We start from the raw sequence: 17,944 nt of genomic DNA on the forward strand, positions 1-17,944 counted from the left end.
GCGAAACACCATCATGAGCCACCGACAGTGTTTCGTAGTTATGTTCGAGTACCTTGTCGTGGCCAAGCGCCCCGATGAGCGGTCGCTGAGTTCAGCGACCGCTCATCGATGGGGATCTCAGCGTCGGCGAAGCGCGCGTTTACGCCCAGCCAGTTTCACCCCCGCCCCAGCGAGAAGCAGAAGTGCCGCGAGTCCGAGAACGGCAGTGCTCCCGTCAGCCCCCGTTTCAGGCAGCTCTTGGCTGGCGCCGCTGTTACTCCAGCGCACGGACGACGCGGCCGGTGAAGCGCCACTGTCGCTACTGCCGTGCTCGAGAACGTCCGGGTCATTTGAGTCGGGCTCGTCTGCGCTCGGGTCATCGGTCCCTGGGTTGTCTGCGCCCGGGTCATCAGTGCCCGGGTTGTCAGTTTCCGGGTTGTCAGTTTCCGGGTTGTCAGTCTCCGGGTCATCTGTGCCCGGGTCGTCAGTGCCAGAAGGGACCTCGGTCGTGCTGTCTCCGATCACCGAGATCGCGTTTCCGCCGATGGTGACGGGAACGCTGGTCTCGAGATCGATGAGGCTTCCGCCCAGAACGCTGTCGTCACCCGAAGTCATCGGAGAATCAACACCTGCGCTCCCTTCAGACACGGTGCTTGCGCCCGATGTCGTCGAGTCGCCGATCACTGAAATGGCATTGCCATTTGCCGTCACCGGGGCATCAACCGGACCATCAACGACGGAGCCGCCGAGAACGCTGTCGTCGCCAGACGACTGCGAACCTGAGTCAGCGACCGGCTCAGTGACTGCACCTTCAGTGTCGACAGTCGTTGCTGCACCCGATGTCGTCGAGTCACCGACCACGGAAACGGCTGAACCGTTCACCGTAATCGGTGCCTCAACTGCCGGGCTCACAACCGAGCCGCCAGCGATGCTGTCGTCACCAGAGGTCACAGCGTTTGATGCGACACCTGCCGAATCTGCATCGGCGCGGGCAACGTCAGAAACGTCACCGCCGCCGCTGGATGTTGCGTCGCCGAGACCGGAAACCGCAATTCCAGCGAGATCGACCGGAATGTCCACCACCGGCGAGACGGCAGTGCCACCAACGACACTGTCGTCACCAGAAGTGACGACGTCCGACGTGCCCCCAACCGGAGCCGAGCCAGCGCCAGCGTTCCCCTCGGGAACCCAAGCACCAACACTCGTCGAAGCATCGCCCAGACCGGCGATCGCGAGACCACCGAGATCCACCGGCACAGTCACCACTGGGGCAACAGCGGTGCCGCTGGCAATGCCATCATCACCAGAGGTGGAAGCGTCCGAAGCCGCCCCCACCGGATCGGAAGCCCCCATGTCGGCGGCCGCCCCGGTGGCAGCACCGGACGTGGCGGAATCACCGATCACCGAAACGGCAAGGCCGCGCAGCGAAATCGGCAACGTGGCCGTGGGATCCACGACCGAACCACCAACGACACTGTCGTCACCAGAAGTGACGACGTCCGACGTGCCCCCAACCGGAGCCGAGCCAGCGCCAGCGTTCCCCTCGGGAACCCAAGCACCAGCACGTGTCGTCGAGGCATCGCCCAGACCGGCGATCGCGAGACCACCGAGATCCACCGGCACAGTCACCACAGGGGCAACAGCGGTGCCGCTGGCAATGCCATCATCACCAGAGGTGGAAGCGTCCGAAGCCGCGCCCATCGGGTCGGAAGCACTCGCCCCGGTGGCAGCACCAGACGTAACGGAATCACCGAGCCCAGAAACGGCAACACCGTTCGCAGTGATCGGGATGTTCACCACCGGACTTGCGTTCGTGCCGCCAGCGACGCTGTCGTCGCCAGAGGTTGCTGAGTCGGCGTCAGCGTCACCTGAGGCAGGGGGCGCGGTGTCCTCTGCAGGGGGCGTCGTTTCCTCGGCAGGAGGCGCCGTGTCCTCCGCAGGGGGCGTCGTTTCCTCGGCAGGAGGCGCCGTGTCCTCCGCAGGGGGCCTCGTTTCCTCGGCAGGAGGCGCCGTGTCCTCCGCAGGCGGTGCCGTATCCTCCGCAGGCGGTGCCGTGTCCTCCGCAGGCGGTGCCGTATCGTCAGCCGGCGGCTGAGAACCATGCTCGGTCGCTGACGAAACGATGTCGTCGACGGCATCCGTCGCCGTGTCGGTCACGTCGGTGATGATGTTCGTGACACAGCCGCAGCTCGTGCCTTCATCACCAGACGGTTGCTCCGCGGCGTTTGCCGCAGTCGAGCCGAAGAAGATGATCCCCCCGGCTATCAAGGTTCCATAGAGGCACCTTGTCAATGTGCGTTTCATTTTCTCTCTCCTGATTGATAAACGGTCCCATCGACCAGATGGGTGCGAGTCGCCTCGATGGCGACATCGCGACCATTAATCAGGAGAGCAAGTGAGCGTGAGTGTCAGAGATTCAGGGAGATCGTCGTCGTCAAGGGAGCCAGAACGGATGCCGTCGCCTAACGCCGTTGCGCTTGCCGATGTGCTGTCAGCGACCGTGCCCGCTCCGCCCGCTGATCCAGCCGAAAGTGCGGCACTGCCGACCGCCGCAGCACCGAGGGCCGGCGGGGCGATCGGGAGGGGAGCGTCCGCTGCGGAGGCGGACTGCGTCGCGTCGACTCCAGCGAGAGAGGCTTCTGCGTCGCCGCCCGTCGGGCTCACCGCCGCATAGCCCCGGGGCGCTTTGTGAAGAGCACCGGTCGCTGCCTCGCCCGAGAGCGACGGCACAGCACGCTCAGAGACATTGCGCAGTGATGGCGATTGAGCCACGTCGGCAGGGCCGAGATCAAGCGGCTCGGCGACCACCGCGACGGCATCTGCAGCCTCGGACACGACTCCCCCGACGGTGTGTGTCGCGACCGTGGTCGTGTGCGTCGTCGTGTCAACGACGTCGGCGACGAGCGGGTCGACGATGGACGTCACCGCGCCGATCGTCACCTCGAGCGCATGGCCGCCGACGAGGTCGGCCACCGTGTTTCCCGCAAGCGGCACGGTTGAAATGAGCGGGTCGACGGCGCTGTCGATGGTCGCCGCAAGAGGAACCGTCACGTCGGCAACTGGAGTGTCGGAAACGGCGGAGTCGACCGCGTCAATCGCGGAGTCGGTCACCTCGGTAAGGGGATCGGACGGCGGTGGTGAATCCGTCGAGCGCGCCGGGTCGGCCGCCTGATCTGTACCTTCGGCCGCGGAACCAGAGCCCTCGTCAGACGCATCTGCGGGTGGCGTCGACGGCTCGGAAGGCGGCGTCGCGTCACTCGGCGGCGCTTGCTCCTCTGCGGGCGGTTCCGATTCTGCGGCGGGCGGCCGAGCAGCATCCGCCACCTCGTCGACAACGTCGACGACCTCCGACGTCGTGGTATCGACAACGTCGGTAACGGGATCGGTGACATCGTCTTTCACCGCGTCGGTGACCTGCGAAACGAGGTCGGTCACGCTGCCGGAATCTGAGCCATCGCTCTCCTCCGCCGAAGCGGGAGAGGCCCCAAAGAACAGCTGAACGAAGAACCAGACAAGAGCGACAGCCGCTGCGGCAAGAAGCACGCGCGAGAGACGGAATCTGCTCCCCATTGCCGATTGCACGTGCTTCACCCCCCTGAAGCTCGTCGCCAAAAACGCCGATGGCACCCATGTTTGCACGTTCGGTGCGTCTTGGCCAGGGAGATCGTGCGATTGGCTACCCGTTGCCCTGGTGAATCTCGCTCCACCCGCCGTCGGCGACGGTGATGCGCAGCTTGGCTGGTATTTGCTCCTTCATGCCTTCGACGTGGCTGATCAGGCCCACCGTTCGCCCGCCAGCACGCAGCGAATCGAGCGTTGACATCGCCACTTCCAAGGTGTCGGCATCGAGTGATCCGAAGCCCTCGTCGACAAACAGTGTGTCGAGAGTGATGCCGCCAGCGCGAGCGGTGACAACCTCGGCAAGTCCCAGAGCCAACGCGAGGGAAGCCAGAAACGTTTCGCCCCCTGACAGCGAGTGCGTTGCCCGCGCGACACCGGTGTGCTGGTCGAAGATCGCCAGCCCGAGCCCCGACTTCACGTTGCGATACTGCACCGAATCGTCGTGCTCGAGTGCATACCGACCGCCCGTCATCGTGCGGAGGCGCGCGTTCGCCGCCGTGACGATGCGTTCGAGCTCGGCGGCGAGCACGAACCCTTCGAGGCGCATCTTGCGCGTGTTCGGGCCGTCGCCCGCGAGGGTCTTCGCCAGATTCTGCACAACGTCGAACTCGGCGTTTGCCTCGACGGATGCCGCGAGCCGCTCTTTTACACTCGACACTGTGCGCACAAGGGTCGTGTGTCGCTCGCTGAGCGTGTCGCGAGCACGAAAAAACTCATCGCGCACTCTCCGTGCGTCGACGACAGCGGTTTCGGTCGCTTCTGTATCGGGCAGCTCGGCGGGAAGATCGGCAAGCTCGGGTTCCGCCAGGATCGATGCAACGCTCGCTCGCGCGTCGTCATGAGTGCGGATGCTCTCGCGCAGCCGTTCGCGAGCGGTGTCCGTGCGTCGAGCGCTCTCGACCTCGCCCTCGTCTGCCAGGCTGTGCTCGCTGAGGCTCTGTTCCAGGTTGCTCGCGGCCTCCCTCGCTGAGAACTCTCGGTCGTCTCGTGTGCGCAGCGCAGCGGCAAGCGTCGCAGCGGTGTCGCGCAGTGCGGTGACCGTCGCAACGACCTCGGCTATGGATTCCGCATCGCCGCGTTGCGCGTCGATTTCGGCAGTGATGCGAACAATCTCGGTGCGTGCTGCTTTCTCTGCCGCCACGTGTTCGTCACGAGCGGTGCGCAGCTGCTCTCGCTTCGTATCACCGGCATCCCGCTCCGCGATGAGCACGCCCAGCTGCTTGTCCCGATCGTCGCACCGCTTCGTCGCCTCCCTCGCCGCCGTGAGGCGTTCGCGCGCGGGCTCAAGTTCGCCGTCAATCTGCTCAACAGTTCGATCACCCGCGACGGCACGCTGCTCGGCGAGCGTCGCTTCGTGCGCCGAGACGATGCCCGCGGCATTCGCCTTCGCCTTCTCTCGATTGGCAAGGCGTTCGCGTGCCGCGTCGATGTCTGACTCGGTCACCGGGTCGCCCGTGTGGGCTGCGGGTGAGGGATGCCGTGTGGCCCCGCACACAGCGCACGGCTCGCCGTCGCGCAGTTCCGATGCCAGTTCGGCCGCGTGGCCAGCGAGGCGTTCATCGAGAAGGCGCTGCAGGTCGGCCGACGCAGCGGTGTTCTCGCGCACACGCTCTGCTTCGACGTGGCGTGCATCATCACGCTCGATTTCCACGGCGGCGGCTCGCTCGGCCGCGGCACGCGCCGTGACAAGGCGGTCGACATCGGCGGATGCCGCGTCAGCGCGCGACGCTTCCACCCGCGTCGCGGTGAGATCGTTGTTCGCCGCCTCAATCGCGTGCGGCAGCTGCGCAAGCCGCGCCTCTAAGGTGCCAAGCTCCTCATTCGCGGACGTCGCGCGTTGTGCCGCGTTCGTCTCGGTGTCGGCGAGCCCGTCAAGGCGTTCTTCGCGAGCGAGCACATCGGCAAGCAGCGCGAGTCTTCCCGAGTGTTTCTCTGCGACGGCGTCAAGCTGCTCGGGATCGAGGGTCGCGTCACCTCCTGCCGTGGCGTGTGCATCTGACGTCTTCTCGACACTCACCTCTGCTCGTGACGCGGCATCGCGTGCGGAACGCTTCGCCGCAACATAGGGCCACACCTGCTCAGCGACATCGGCACGCTTCAGCTCGGTGCGCCGTTCGCCGACGCCGCCCTCGGCATCGTCGAGCTCGGCCATGCGCGCGTCGGCATCGCTTCGACGCTTCTGACGTCGACGAAGCTCGGTTGCCTCGGCGTGCTTCGCCTCGGCGTTGTCACGCACGATGTCTGCAGCGTTCGCATCGGAGATCGCCGTGGCGATTCGTGCACCAAAGTTGAGAACCTGCTGTTCGAGCCACGCCACTGCATCGGTCTCGGGCGCGTCGTCGTCAACGAGTGTTGCCGCATCGGCGATGCCCTGATCGATCTGGGCCCGGGTCACAGCCAGCTGATTCTCGAGCTCGCGCCGTCGGTTGGAGACGGCTTCTTCGTAGTCGGCAAAGCGCTGCGTGCCGAAGAGGCTGCGAAGCACTGCCTCGCGGTCGCGGCTGTTCGCAAGCAGAAACTGTTGAAACCGGTTCTGGGCAAGCAGAATCACCTGCAGAAACTGCTCTTTCTTCAACCCGAGAATCTCGCCGAGCTCGTGCCCGACGTCAACGGGCCGCGATGCAATCCCCTGCCACCCATCGGTCCCGAATACGTCAAGCTGCGCGGTGGGCTTCTGCGTTGTCGTCCCCGTGCCTCGCGACTTGGGCCGCTCGTATTCCGGAGACCGCGTCACCCGATAGCGCGTGTCGCCGATCGTGAACTCGAGTTCGACGCTCGTCTCATCTCCCGAGGCGCAATGGTCGCTGCGCAACCGCGATTTTGTGCCATCGTAGCGCGGCACGCTGTCGTACAGGGCAAACGAAATCGCGTCGAGAATGCTGGATTTTCCCGCGCCCGTCTTCCCCGTGATCAAGAAGATGCCGTCATCGGTGTACGCATCGAAGTCGACGGTCTGCGTCATGCGATAGGGCCCGAACCCGGTGATGCTCAGCCGGTTGATTTTCATGCGCTCGCCTCCGCCGCACGCAACTCGGCGATCGCCTCACCGATGATCTCGCTCTCGGCATCGCTCGCGCCCTGCCCGTTGCGCACGTACGAGAGAAACTCGTCGACGACCTCAGAATCGCTCTTGCCCTGCACCCGCTGGGCGTATGTTCGCTCGCCGTGATCGGCGACGACGGCGGGCTCGTGCACCATCGCGGCGCAGTGCGCAAACCGCCGTTGCAGCTTGCGCATGCCGTCGATCGGGCGCACTGTGTCGGTCAGCACCGCGCTCACCCAGTCGTCCTCCACGTCGGCGTACGCATCGTCGGTCAGAAGCTCCTCAAGGGTTCCGGTCACAACGCTCAGGCGCCGCGGAATCGGCAGGTCGACCCACTCCACTCCTGCGAGCCCCCTAGCATCCAGATCGACAATCCACCCGCCGCGCGGCTTGCCCGCCTCGCTGAACGAGTAGTGCAGCGGTGCCCCTGAATACCGGATGCTGTCGGTCAGCCGCGCCCGCCCGTGAATGTGCCCGAGCGCCGCGTAGTCCACTCCCTCGAATACGTTCGCGGGCACGAGGTCGATGCCGCCAGACGTGATGTCACGCTCGACGTCGCTCGCGGCATCCGCCACGCCCTGGGCAAAGCAGTGCGACGCAACGACGCTGCGCCCGCCCCGCTCGTCGACGTCGGCACGCACCCGGCGCATCGCGAACGCGACGGCGTCGGCCTGCGTGCGCAATGTCTCGTCTGGGTACCTGTGCCGAATGAGCGCCGGTTCGAGGTACGGGATGCCGTAGATATGCACGGGTCCGCTGTCGTCATCGACAGTCACGGGAACGTCGAGAGTTTCGTCACTGGTGAGCACGTGGATGCCGGCGAGGCGCGCGAACTCCGATTGAAACCCGAGCCGCGCAGCCGAGTCGTGATTGCCGCTCGTCGCGACGATCACGACGCCCGTCTCGCGCAGTCGCGTGAGTGACCGCGTGAGTAGGCGGTAGGCGTCGGCGGAGGGTGTCGCCGAATCGAAGACGTCTCCGGCGACGATCACAACGTCGATGCTCTGCTCGCGCACGATCTCGGTGAGCGCCTCAAGCACGCCCTCGAGTGCGCCGAGCGTCGGGTGCCCGTGAAATGTGCGCCCGATGTGCCAGTCGGACGTGTGCAGAATGCGCATGTCTCGACGCTACCGGCTGTGGCCGACACTCGTGCCCGCGCGATGTCGCCTGTGGATGGCGCCGACACGCTCCGGGCTCTCCTCGCACACGTCGCCTCGCGTTCATGCGTCCCATATGCGTGCCTGCACCCCACCCGGCCGCCATATGGGACGCATGAGTTGCCGAGGTGCTGGAAGCACGCTAGATTGCTAGCATGGTAGAAGACACCGACGCGAAGAAGGTGCAGTTCAACGTGTATCTGCCCGCTTCGCTTGTTACGCAGATCAAGCACCGCGCAATTGACGAGGGCACGTCGCTGTCGTCGCTCGTCGAGCGCATCATGACCGACTACGTCTCAGAGGAGGGCACCCCATGACCGCCATCCAGGTGATTCAGTTCACCCAGAATCCGCGTAAGTGGCGCATTCTGGCCGAGGGCATCGGCCTCACCGCACAGGGCGAGGCGAACGATTCCTGGTCGGAGTTTGACGGCCGTGGCATGCTTGCAGTGCACGGCGTCGAGTCGAGCGACCCGCTGGCGGGAACGGCCGAGATCTGGATGCTCGTCGATGACGCCGCCGCGCTCGATGCCCTCGAGTCACGGGCGACAGCCGAGGGCGTCGCCATCGCTCGCGGGGAGATGGAGGGCATCGGTGCCACACTGCAGATTTCGGTCGATGACGTGACGACAGTGCACGTGGCCGTGGGCGCCGCGCGACCGCCGCACGGCGACGTCTCGCTTCTGCCGCTGATCTTCACAGCAGACGTCGACGGCGCATCGCGTGTGCTCACCGCGCTCGGACTCACACTGAAGATCACCTCCGACTCCGGCGGATGGGCGGTGTTCGACGCCAAGGGCGGCGGCTCCATCGCACTTCACGACATCGGCTCAGCCAGCAACCCCGTTGCGAATCGCGTAGGCCTGTCTTTCGAGCATCGCGGCGACCTCGACGCCGCAGCCGAGCGGCTGACCGCATCCGGAATCGACAGCACCGTCGTCGACGAGGCGTACAACCGCACGCTCCGCGCCACGACGCCCGAGGGAAGCCAGCTCTGGGTGAATGGCGCGCAGACCGACCTCTACGGATACACAGAGAACAGCTGAGCCTGCCGAATCGGATGTTTCCACGTGGACACCCGGCCGTCATACTCTGGGCACCATGACCACGCTTGCGCGTCGCCTCGGCCTCACCGACGCCGTCGTCATCGGGCTCGGCTCGATGATCGGCGCTGGCGTCTTCGCCGTGTTTGGCCCGGCAGCGCAGGCGGCAGGCTCCGGGCTGCTCGTCGGGCTCGGAATCGCGGCAATCGTCGCCTTCTGCAATGCGACATCGTCGGCGCAGCTTGCCGCGCAGCATCCGGTATCTGGGGGAACCTACGCGTACGGTCGCGCACAGCTCGGGCCCTGGTGGGGGTTCGCGGCGGGCTGGTGCTTTCTGATCGGCAAGACCGCGTCAACGGCGGCGATGGCGCTCACATTTGCCGCGTATGCGGCGCCGGCCGGATGGGAGAAGCCCGTCGCCGCGCTCGCCGTTGCCGCCGTCGCCCTAGTCAACTACCTGGGCGTGACACGAACAGCGCTGGCAACACGCGTGATCGTCGTGATTGTTCTGGTGTGTCTCGCGGCATCCCTTGTCGTGGCGAACGTGGGCGCCGATCGTACGCCGATCGGCGACGTGTTCGCGGGCGGACCGTATGGCATCGTGCAGGCCGCCGCGCTGATCTTCTTCGCCTTCGCCGGGTACGCGCGCATCGCGACGATGGGTGAAGAAGTGCGCGACCCCGCGCGCACCATTCCTCGGGCAATCGTTATCGCGCTCCTTGGTGCCATCATCGTCTACAGCGTCGTGGCTGTCAGCGTGCTCACGACGCTGGGGCCCGAGCAGCTCGCGCACTCGGTCTCGCCGCTGCGCGACTCCGTGCCCGCGTGGGCTCAGCCTGTCGTGCAGATCGCGGCGGCCGCGGCATCTCTTGGTGCCCTGCTCGCACTCATGGCGGGAATCGGGCGAACCGGACTCGCCATGGCACGTGAGGGTGACTTGCCGCGACCGCTCGCCGCCGTTCATGAACGCTGGCGTGTGCCGCACCGCATTGAGCTGCTGCTCGCCGTCATCTCAATCGCGCTCGTGCTCACGCTCGATCTGCGCGGCGCGATCGGATTTTCGAGCTTTGGCGTGCTGCTTTACTACTTCATTGCCAACGTCTCGGCGTGGACGCAGACCGCTGCGCACCGCCGCTTCCCGAGGTGGCTGCAAGCCGTGGGCATGGTGGGCTGCATCGCTCTGGCCGCGGCCGTGCCGTGGCAGAGCCTGGTTGCCGGGGTCGTCGTTCTCACGATCGGCCTGATCGGGCGGATGCTGTTTCACCGCCCCCATGCCGCATAGCCGCCGTGTCAGCGCCCGACGCCTCAGTGCCCGATGTTGACGTGCGCTCTGTGGTGCTCGCCCTTCTCAATGAGGTCGACGAACCCGAGAGCGTAGTCGGCTGCAGAGATGGCGCCGCCCTCTGGGTCGACGGCGACGTCATCGCCCAGACGGTATCGGCCGAGCTGCTCCCCAGGCATGAACGCGCCGAAGTGAAGCGCCGGGCTGACGAACACCCAATCGAGAGATGCCGGAGTGGCGGGGAGATCTTCGACAATGAACGCAGCGCCCAGTCGAATTTCGTCGTGAAGCTCGTCGGGAATGCCGCTGAGGTCTGAGACGAAGCGCTCTGCCCCGGGCGCGGGACGCAGCGACGAGGCGCCGCCAACGATATACAGTCGCACGCCAGCGGCATCCGCTCGGCGAGCGAGGAAGCGGTAGAAGTCGCGCCACGCGCTGGCGAGCTCTCCGCGTGGGGCGAGCGCACCCACGACAACATCGGAGCCTTCGATGACCGAAATCAGCGTTGCTTCGTCTGTGGCGTCACCCTGCGCGTAGTTCACATTCTGAACGGGCTCGGTGGGCAGCGAGCGACTCAGGGCTGTTACCTCGTGGCCGCGCGAGGCTGCTTCGGCGACGATGGCGGATCCGGCGTAACCGGTGCCGCCGATGACAGTGATGCGAGACATTGAATGCCTTTCCTTCTTCGAAATGGTGGCGCCAAACGGCAACCCTTAGTTACTATAAGAGAGCATGTCTCTGATCGGAAGAAGGCACTTTGTGGTAACCACTACAGCGTCGCTTGGGCTCCCCGGCAACCCCTACAACGCCGACTGTCCGACGCGACGCATGCTCGACCGCATCGGCGACCGGTGGACTGTGCTGATCGTCGGCATCCTCGGAAATGGCGACGCGCGCTTCTCTGAGCTGCGTCGCCAGGTCGAGGGCGTCTCGCGGAAGATGCTCACCCAGACCCTCCGCGGCCTGGAGCGCGACGGGCTCGTGCGCCGCACCGTGTTTCCGGAGGTGCCCGTCCGCGTGGAGTACGCGCTCACAGACGCGGGTCGCACCCTCCTCGAACCTCTGAACGCGCTGCAGGAATGGTCAATCGCCCACATGAGCGATGTGGCGGAATCGCAGAAAACGTACGACCTCGCTCACCAGTAGCCGCTTGTTTGAGTGAAATGCATACATCCCGTGTCGGGAACGGTGCATTTGCTTCACAAATGCACGGAACAGTGCGTCGATTGCAACCGCGGTACCCTGACAGCCATGGGCAATAAGTGCGAAGTTCATCGATTCGACGCGCGCTGGGCCGCAGGAGTTGCCTCGCTATGCAAAGAACTCGGCTGGCACTCATACTCTGATGCGCGCGTGGCAAAACGAGGCTATTCGGCGCCGGGCGTCAGTACGTTCGTCGCTGTGTCAAACGACGAAGTCATCGGTTTCGCTCAGGTGTTGAGCGACGGAATAGTACAAGCTTTCCTCGCACAGGTCGGGGTGAGCGAGAAACATCGCCGGCAGGGGATCGCACGAGCACTCGTCATCGCGGCGTTTCAAAATTCCGGAGCACAAAGGCTGGATCTCATCACCGACGACGCCCACGAGTTCTATCGCTCATTTGCCCATCGCGAGAAAGCCGGTTTTCGTATTTACCCCGATTACGCGGGGTGATTCGGCGAAGGTTCGCTCCCATTTGAGTAAAGTCCGCGGTTTAGAAACCATGTCCAGGAAGTCCCTCCTCGCAGGATGTAATCGATGAGATCAAGACTCATTCCCAGATCAGAGGCGATGCGATCCACGTCGGAACCGGCCGAGTGAACAGCGTGCACAACGTCGTCGAGTTCGTGACTCACGAGCTGCGCTTCCACGAAAGAATTCTGGAGCGTTGTGCCGAGCGCGCGACCCGCCGCGACCGACTCGCTGCGGACTGGTGTCGACGGCTGATCATCCGAACTTGTCGCGCTACGGAAGTAAGGCTCGTCCATGGGGCAATCCTATGCGGAACGCGGAACAGTTGAGGGTTTCCTCGGGTCGAATCGATACGATCGGGGCAACGAACGGAGAACACCGGTGACACTCGATCTCGACGCAGCATCCGCCCTTCAGACCCGCACCTTTCGCGGGGCGCTCTTCGACATGGACGGCACGCTCATCGACTCGACGCCCGCCGTCGTGCGCTCCTGGACGCGCCTCGCCGAAGAGCAGGGCGTGCAGGCAGATCTCGGCACGGGCAATCACCACGGCCGCCCGGCACGCGAGCTGCTTGCCAGCATCCTGCCTGCCGATCAGGTTGAACAGGCACTCGCCCGCGTCACACAGTTGGAGATCGAAGACACAGACGGCGTCGTCGCCCTGCCCGGAGCACTCGCCCTGCTCACAGCGCTGCCCGAGCACTCGTGGACGATCGTCACCTCGTGCACGCAGGCTCTCGCTGATGTGCGCATCGCGGCATCCGGAATTCCCCGCCCCGATTCGTTCGTCACGTTCGACGACGTCGTCGCGGGCAAGCCCGACCCCGAGGCGTTCGAGACCGGTGCCGCCCGCCTCGGCGCACACCCAAGCGACTGCGTTGCTTTCGAGGATGCTCCGGCCGGCCTCGCCTCAGCGCGTGCTGCGGGATGCTTCACGATCGGCCTTCCGGGAACGCACACACCGGATCAGCTCGACGCCGACCTCGTGATCACGAGCCTCGATCAGATCTCCGTCGAGCTCGTCGAGGGCGGGTTCCGCCTCCACGTTGCGTAAACACACGGGTCCAACCGTCAACGACTCGGAACTTTGCCTGATAGAGGCGTGGAAATTTGTCTGATAGAAACGTGGAAATTTGTCTGATTTCCCGCGAGGAATAGTACGCTATTGCGCGTGACCTACTCTCCGCGGATCATTGACTCGCTCTTGGACGATCTCGTTCCAGAACTTGCTGCAATCGCGCTGGAGGGCGCGAAGGGCGTCGGTAAGACCGCAACTGCCACCCAGCGCGCTGCGACGATCTTCTCGTTGAATAAGAGGGCGCAACGCGCCGTCGTTGCCGCGGACCCCGAGGCCGTGACTCTGGCCGCAAAGCCAACGTTCATTGACGAATGGCAGCTCGTACCCGATGTATGGGAAGAAGTACGCAGCGCGGTAGATAACAACACTTCTGGCGGACAGTTTCTGCTTGCCGGATCAGCAGGAATAGCACCCGGTGTACGAATCCACTCTGGCGCAGGTCGCATCATCAGCCTCACGATGCGACCCCTCGCGTTCAGCGAACGCGGCATCGCCACGCCAGCTGTCTCGCTCGGGGAACTTCTCTCGGGCGTGCGGCCACGCGTCACGGGCACCACTTCGGTCAGTCTTGACACATATACGGATGAGATTCTCCGATCGGGATTCCCCGGCATACGCGGTCTCGGCGAACGGGGCCGAAAAATGCAACTCGACAGCTACCTCTCACGCCTCGTGGCCCGGGAGCTCCCAGAAAATGGCGTCAGTATCCGCCACCCAGGAGCGCTCATGAAATGGCTGGCTGCATACGGGGCCGCAACGTCCACGGATGCGAGTTACACGACCCTCCTTGACGCCGCGTCTGCGGGCGTGGCAGACAAACCGGCGCGCTCTACGATCGAGTCATACCGAGAACACTTGGAGAGGCTCTATGTTCTCGATCCACTTCCACCGTGGATCCCGACCTTTAACCCCCTTAAGCGACTGAGGCGGTCTCCGAAGCATCACCTTGTTGATCCTGGACTTGCAGCACGCCTCGTGGGTGTGGGTAAATCCGGTCTGCTTCACGGCGAAGGCACCGTGTCGCAATCAACAGGTACATGGCTCGGTGCCTTGTTCGAATCGTTGGCTACACAAAGCATCAGAGTGTACGCGGAACCTCATGGCGCCCAACTCGGGCATCTACGCACCAGCGATAATCGGCGAGAGATCGATCTCATCGTTGAGGGAGAAGATCGCGGCGTGGTCGCCATCGAGGTGAAACTTGCGGCGACAATAGGAGATCGCGACGTACGTCATCTGAATTGGTTACAGGATCAAATCGGTGACCGTCTTGCCGACAAGGTCGTCGTCAACACAGGGCCATACGCCTATCGACGACCCGACGGCGTTGCTGTCGTCCCCTTAGCGTTGCTCGGGCCATGACGCAAGCACAACGAGCAGCCTCGCCCAACGGAAGCAACTCGACGCCGCGTTTTCACGGTCCAAGCTCACGGGCGATCTGCTGCGCCGTCTGCTGCATCAGCGGCAGGCGCGTCTTCAACTGATCGAGGTCTTCGACCATGCGAATCGCCGTGAGCGACAGCGCGCCCACAATGCCGGCGCGCGTGACGATCGGCACAGCGACGCAATTGACGAAGTCCTCGAACTCGCCATCGTCAACAGCCCAGCCCTGCTCGGCGATAGCCGCGAGCTCCACGTCGAGCCCGCTGCGCGTCGTAATCGTGTTCTCGGTGTACTTCCTCCAGTCGGTGCTCGCGAGCACAGTATCCCGCTTGCCGACGTCGAGATGGGCGAGAATCGCCTTACCCACCCCGCTGCAGTGGGTGCGCACGGGCGCGCCGACCCGCGAGTACATGCGCACACCGCTGGCGTCTTCGACCTTGTCGACATAGATGATGGAGTCGTCCATGAGCGCCGCAAGGTGCACCGTGTTTCCCACAACCTTGTGCAGCCGACGCAGCAGGCTCGACGCCACATCCCGCAGATCAATGCTCTCGAGTGAGCTCTGCGCGAGCGAGACGAGGTGGAAACCGAGAGTGTACGTTCCATCTTTGCGACGTCGGGCGTAGCCCACCTCTTCAAGCGACTGCAGTTCACGAAACATGGTCGACCGGTGCAGCTCGAATTCCTCTGCAAGCTGCACGACGCTCTTTGGCTCCGCGGCAATCGAATCGACAATGCGAGCCGCCCGTTTCACGCTCTGCGACATGGCTACTCCTGTGTTTCCGAGCGACGAAGACCCCGGCCAGGCAATGACTCCTGCAGCTCGCCAGCTCTGAGCACCGGCACGCCGGCGACGAGCACGTCGTCGATTCCGACGGCTTCACCCAGAGGATGCTCGTAGGTCGCCGTATCGCTGACGGTTTCCGGGTCAACGACGATGAGGTCGGCGACCCAGCCCGGCTCGACGCGACCGCGACGGCCGAGCGAGAAGCGCTCCGCGGGCGCGGCCGACAGGTGCGAGGCAGCATCCGGCCACGACCAGGTGCGGGTCTCGCGCACGTACTCGCGCAGGTAGCGGGCGAACGTGCCGCGGGCACGCGGGTGCGGGTGCGCGCCGACGAAGATGCCGTCAGAGCCGCCCATGTGCGCCGGGTGCGCAAAGATCTGCGCGAGCTCAGAGACCGGCCGATCGTAGCGCACCGCCATCACCGCGTTCGCCTGCAGGCGGGATGCCGTGAGTACGTCGAGAGCGAGGTCGATGGCGTCCACGCCGGCCGCCGCAGCGGCATCCTCAACGGTCATGCCGTGTGCCCAGGCATACTCGGGCGCTGCAACGTGCGCGAGGGTGATCATGCTCGGCCACTCGGGCCCGAGGCTCGGCTTGCTGTCGACTTCGGGAAACCAGTCGCGGCGCAGTCGCGCGCGTTCGACCGGGTCGCCGATCACACGCACTACGTCGTCGACGGGCTTCGCCACGAGCTCGGGCGGCAGTAGCGGCATCGCCAGCAGCGTGCAGCCGCGCGTATACGGGTAGGCATCGAACGTGGCGTCGACACCCCAATCGTCGAGGGCTGCGAGCTGTGCAAGCACAATGTGCGCCTCGGCGTGAAAGTGCGAGATGTGCACTCGGGCGCCCGTCGCCGCGGCGATGGCGGCGATCTCGTCGATACCCTCGGAGGAGTTCGCCTCGTACCCGCCGCGCATGTGGCTGATGTAGACGCCGCCCGCCTTCGCGACGGGCGCGGTGAGTGCCGCGATCTCGCGGGCATCGGCGAAAATGCCGGGCACATAGTCGAGCCCTGTCGATAGCCCGACGGCGCCGTCGCGCATTCCCTGCTCGACGAGCGCCGCCATCGCGTCACGCTCGGCGTGGTTCGCTGGCGCGGTCGAACGCCCACACACCTCCCAGCGCACGGTTCCGCCAGGAATCGCGTAGGCGGCGTTGAGCCTCGACGCTCCGTCGACCCCGGCCAGGTACTCCGCAACGCCGCCGCCCGCGTAGCTCGGGTGCGGCCCGTTGATGGCTGCGAAGTACTCGCTGCCATAGGCGCCGTCTCCCGGGGCAAACGAGACGCCGTCTTGCCCGGCGATGATGCTCGTGACGCCCTGCTTCAGCAGCGCACGCTGCACGTCGTCGTCTGCCAGAAGTCCATCGGCGTGCGAGTGCGCGTCGACGAATCCCGGCAGGATGAAGCGCCCGGCGCAGTCGATTACGCGGGCCCCCTCGATGGCGACGTCGGCGCCGACCGCCACGATCGTGTCGCCGTCGACGACAACGTCGGCAACCCGCTCGCCGTCGCGATCGACAACGGTTCCGCCCTGCAGGATGGTTCGCATGGGTGCTCCTCGGTTGTAGCTGGTGACGCGGATGCTCTAGAAGAACGTGCGAACGAGGTCGATGACACGGTCGGACGCGGCCGATTCGACGACCGGGAGGTAGTGCCATTTGTCGAACGCGGTGCACGGGTGCGAGAGGCCGAGTGAGATGACGTCGCCGATAGCGGCATCCTGCTCGGTCAGCGTCAGGTAGCTGTGCTGGTCGTTCATCGCCGAGATCTCGGCGCCGACGAGCGCACGCGGCGACTGCCCGATGTCGGCGGCGATTGCGCGCGGGATCGGCAGCCCCTCGTCAAACGGAAAATCACGCTTCCCCCCGTCGAGCAGCGCGAGGCCCGGTTCCGGGTGCGAGACAACGCGGGCGATGCCGTGCATGGCAGAGCGAAGCGGGTTCGCCACGTTGTCACCGGCCTCGTCAAGCGGCGAGATGCTGCGGTAGAAGCCGTCATCGTGGGTGATGTAGGCGCCGGATCTCAATGTCCAGTGTGTGTGCGCGTCGTCGGTCATTGCCTCCGCGTACACGTCGGCGACGATGTCGAAGTAGGCACTGCCTCCCGCCGTCACGGAGATATCGCCGTCGTCGTAGAGGTCGCCGAGTGCTCGGTGCAGCTCGACCTGTCGCTCGAGATAGCGGCGTACGGCATCGACAGAATGCGCTGAGCGATCGTGGCCGAGGCTCCCCTCATATCCGCCAACGCCGGCAAGCCGGACGACACCGGATGCCGCGGCACGCTGCGCGACGGCAATGGCTTCGTCGAGCGTGCGCGCTCCCGTGCGGCCGCCGTCTTGACCGAGCTCGATGCACACGTCGATCGGACGGTCGAGGGCGACCCTCGCGAGCGCATCTTCCATCGCCTCGATCGTCGCCACCGAATCGACCCAGCAAGAAAACCGGAAGTCCGGGTCGGCGAGCTCTGCGGCGAGGTAGCGCAGCGAGCGCTCGTCGACGGCGGAATTGGCCAGCATGATCGAGCTCAACCCGAAGGTTCGCGCTGTGCGCACCTGCCCCATCGTGGCGAGCGTGATGCCCGTGCATCCGGCATCAAGCTGTCGCTGCCAGAGTGCCGGCGCCATCGTCGTCTTTCCGTGCGGCATCAGCTCGAGCCCGCGCGCGGCCGTCCACTCGCGCATCACGTCGAGATTGTTCTGCATCGCCTCGTCATCGAGCGCGATGATCGGAGTCCAGAACTCGCCGAGCCGCGGCTCACTGTCGAGAAACTCTCGAACAGTGAGGCCGAACGCCCGAGCGGGAATGCCCTTGTCTCGCGCGGAGAGCCGCTCGCTTGCCAGGTCGCCGAGATGAAGCGATGTCGTCATCGTGATGCCTACTCACCGATCGGGTGTGCAAT

Annotated in this window: 15 protein-coding genes; 7 read left to right on the forward strand and 8 right to left on the reverse strand. The window is 65.0% G+C overall.

Features of this window, described 5'->3' with window-relative positions; all coding sequences use genetic code 11:
* Positions 1-117 precede the first annotated feature (117 nt).
* The 4 genes from HCR84_RS15040 to HCR84_RS15055 all read right to left on the reverse strand — a co-directional run bounded on the left by HCR84_RS15040 (position 118) and on the right by HCR84_RS15055 (position 7,761).
* Entirely contained in the window at positions 118-2,283 is a 2,166-nt protein-coding gene (locus HCR84_RS15040) for an LPXTG cell wall anchor domain-containing protein (RefSeq protein ID WP_166979701.1), read from the reverse strand.
* A gap of 75 nt (positions 2,284-2,358) precedes the next feature.
* Positions 2,359-3,570, reverse strand: coding sequence for a hypothetical protein (locus HCR84_RS15045; RefSeq protein ID WP_166979700.1), 1,212 nt, complete (start codon positions 3,568-3,570; stop codon positions 2,359-2,361).
* Positions 3,571-3,655: 85 nt separating this feature from the next.
* Positions 3,656-6,607 carry an AAA family ATPase gene (locus HCR84_RS15050; RefSeq protein ID WP_166979699.1) on the reverse strand — a complete coding sequence of 984 codons (2,952 nt, stop codon included), beginning with the start codon at positions 6,605-6,607 and terminating at the stop codon, positions 3,656-3,658.
* Complete coding sequence (locus HCR84_RS15055; RefSeq protein ID WP_166979698.1) at positions 6,604-7,761, reverse strand: exonuclease SbcCD subunit D; 1,158 nt, start codon at positions 7,759-7,761, stop codon at positions 6,604-6,606. Before HCR84_RS15055 ends, HCR84_RS15050 begins: the two co-directional genes overlap by 4 nt.
* A 194-nt stretch (positions 7,762-7,955) precedes the next feature.
* On the opposite strand from HCR84_RS15055, the gene HCR84_RS15060 reads away from it, so the two are divergent.
* From HCR84_RS15060 to HCR84_RS15070, 3 genes are read left to right on the forward strand one after another with little or no spacing between them, the layout of a single operon-like run.
* Positions 7,956-8,117, forward strand: a complete 162-nt coding sequence (locus tag HCR84_RS15060) for a ribbon-helix-helix domain-containing protein (protein WP_166979697.1) — start codon at positions 7,956-7,958, stop codon at positions 8,115-8,117.
* Positions 8,114-8,845, forward strand: coding sequence for a VOC family protein (locus HCR84_RS15065; RefSeq protein WP_166979696.1), 732 nt, complete (start codon positions 8,114-8,116; stop codon positions 8,843-8,845). The genes HCR84_RS15060 and HCR84_RS15065 overlap by 4 nt, the downstream gene beginning before the upstream one ends.
* Before the next feature lie 55 nt (positions 8,846-8,900).
* A complete protein-coding gene (locus HCR84_RS15070; RefSeq protein WP_166979695.1) occupies positions 8,901-10,124 on the forward strand; it encodes an APC family permease in 1,224 nt (407 codons plus the stop codon).
* 23 nt (positions 10,125-10,147) lie between these two features.
* Here HCR84_RS15070 and HCR84_RS15075 read toward each other — a convergent pair whose 3' ends face one another.
* Positions 10,148-10,792 (reverse strand): NAD(P)-dependent oxidoreductase, encoded by a 645-nt coding sequence (locus HCR84_RS15075; protein WP_166979693.1) that lies wholly within the window; start codon positions 10,790-10,792, stop codon positions 10,148-10,150.
* A gap of 160 nt (positions 10,793-10,952) precedes the next feature.
* On the opposite strand from HCR84_RS15075, the gene HCR84_RS15080 reads away from it, so the two are divergent.
* The 4 genes from HCR84_RS15080 (at position 10,953) to HCR84_RS15095 (ending at position 14,237) form a co-directional block, all read left to right on the forward strand.
* Positions 10,953-11,270, forward strand: coding sequence for a winged helix-turn-helix transcriptional regulator (locus HCR84_RS15080; protein ID WP_434063562.1), 318 nt, complete (start codon positions 10,953-10,955; stop codon positions 11,268-11,270).
* A gap of 105 nt (positions 11,271-11,375) precedes the next feature.
* Positions 11,376-11,777, forward strand: a complete 402-nt coding sequence (locus HCR84_RS15085) for a GNAT family N-acetyltransferase (protein WP_166979689.1) — start codon at positions 11,376-11,378, stop codon at positions 11,775-11,777.
* Between the two features lie 399 nt (positions 11,778-12,176).
* Positions 12,177-12,851, forward strand: a complete 675-nt coding sequence (locus tag HCR84_RS15090; RefSeq protein WP_218043580.1) for an HAD-IA family hydrolase — start codon at positions 12,177-12,179, stop codon at positions 12,849-12,851.
* A 117-nt stretch (positions 12,852-12,968) separates the two neighbouring features.
* Positions 12,969-14,237, forward strand: a complete 1,269-nt coding sequence (locus tag HCR84_RS15095) for an ATP-binding protein (RefSeq protein ID WP_195706657.1) — start codon at positions 12,969-12,971, stop codon at positions 14,235-14,237.
* A gap of 52 nt (positions 14,238-14,289) precedes the next feature.
* Here the strand turns inward: HCR84_RS15095 and HCR84_RS15100 are convergent, their stop codons facing one another.
* From HCR84_RS15100 to HCR84_RS15110, 3 genes are read right to left on the reverse strand one after another with little or no spacing between them, the layout of a single operon-like run.
* Complete coding sequence (locus HCR84_RS15100; protein ID WP_166979685.1) at positions 14,290-15,024, reverse strand: IclR family transcriptional regulator; 735 nt, start codon at positions 15,022-15,024, stop codon at positions 14,290-14,292.
* Between the two features lie 2 nt (positions 15,025-15,026).
* The gene (locus HCR84_RS15105; RefSeq protein ID WP_166979683.1) at positions 15,027-16,595 is read right to left on the reverse strand and encodes an N-acyl-D-amino-acid deacylase family protein; all 1,569 of its coding nucleotides are present in this window, start codon (positions 16,593-16,595) and stop codon (positions 15,027-15,029) included.
* 36 nt (positions 16,596-16,631) lie between these two features.
* A complete protein-coding gene (locus HCR84_RS15110; RefSeq protein ID WP_166979681.1) occupies positions 16,632-17,912 on the reverse strand; it encodes an alanine racemase in 1,281 nt (426 codons plus the stop codon).
* Between the last annotated feature and the right edge of the window lie 32 nt (positions 17,913-17,944).

It is taken from the genome of Paramicrobacterium fandaimingii, assembly GCF_011751745.2.
GTDB classification, from domain to species: Bacteria; Actinomycetota; Actinomycetes; order Actinomycetales; family Microbacteriaceae; genus Paramicrobacterium; species Paramicrobacterium fandaimingii.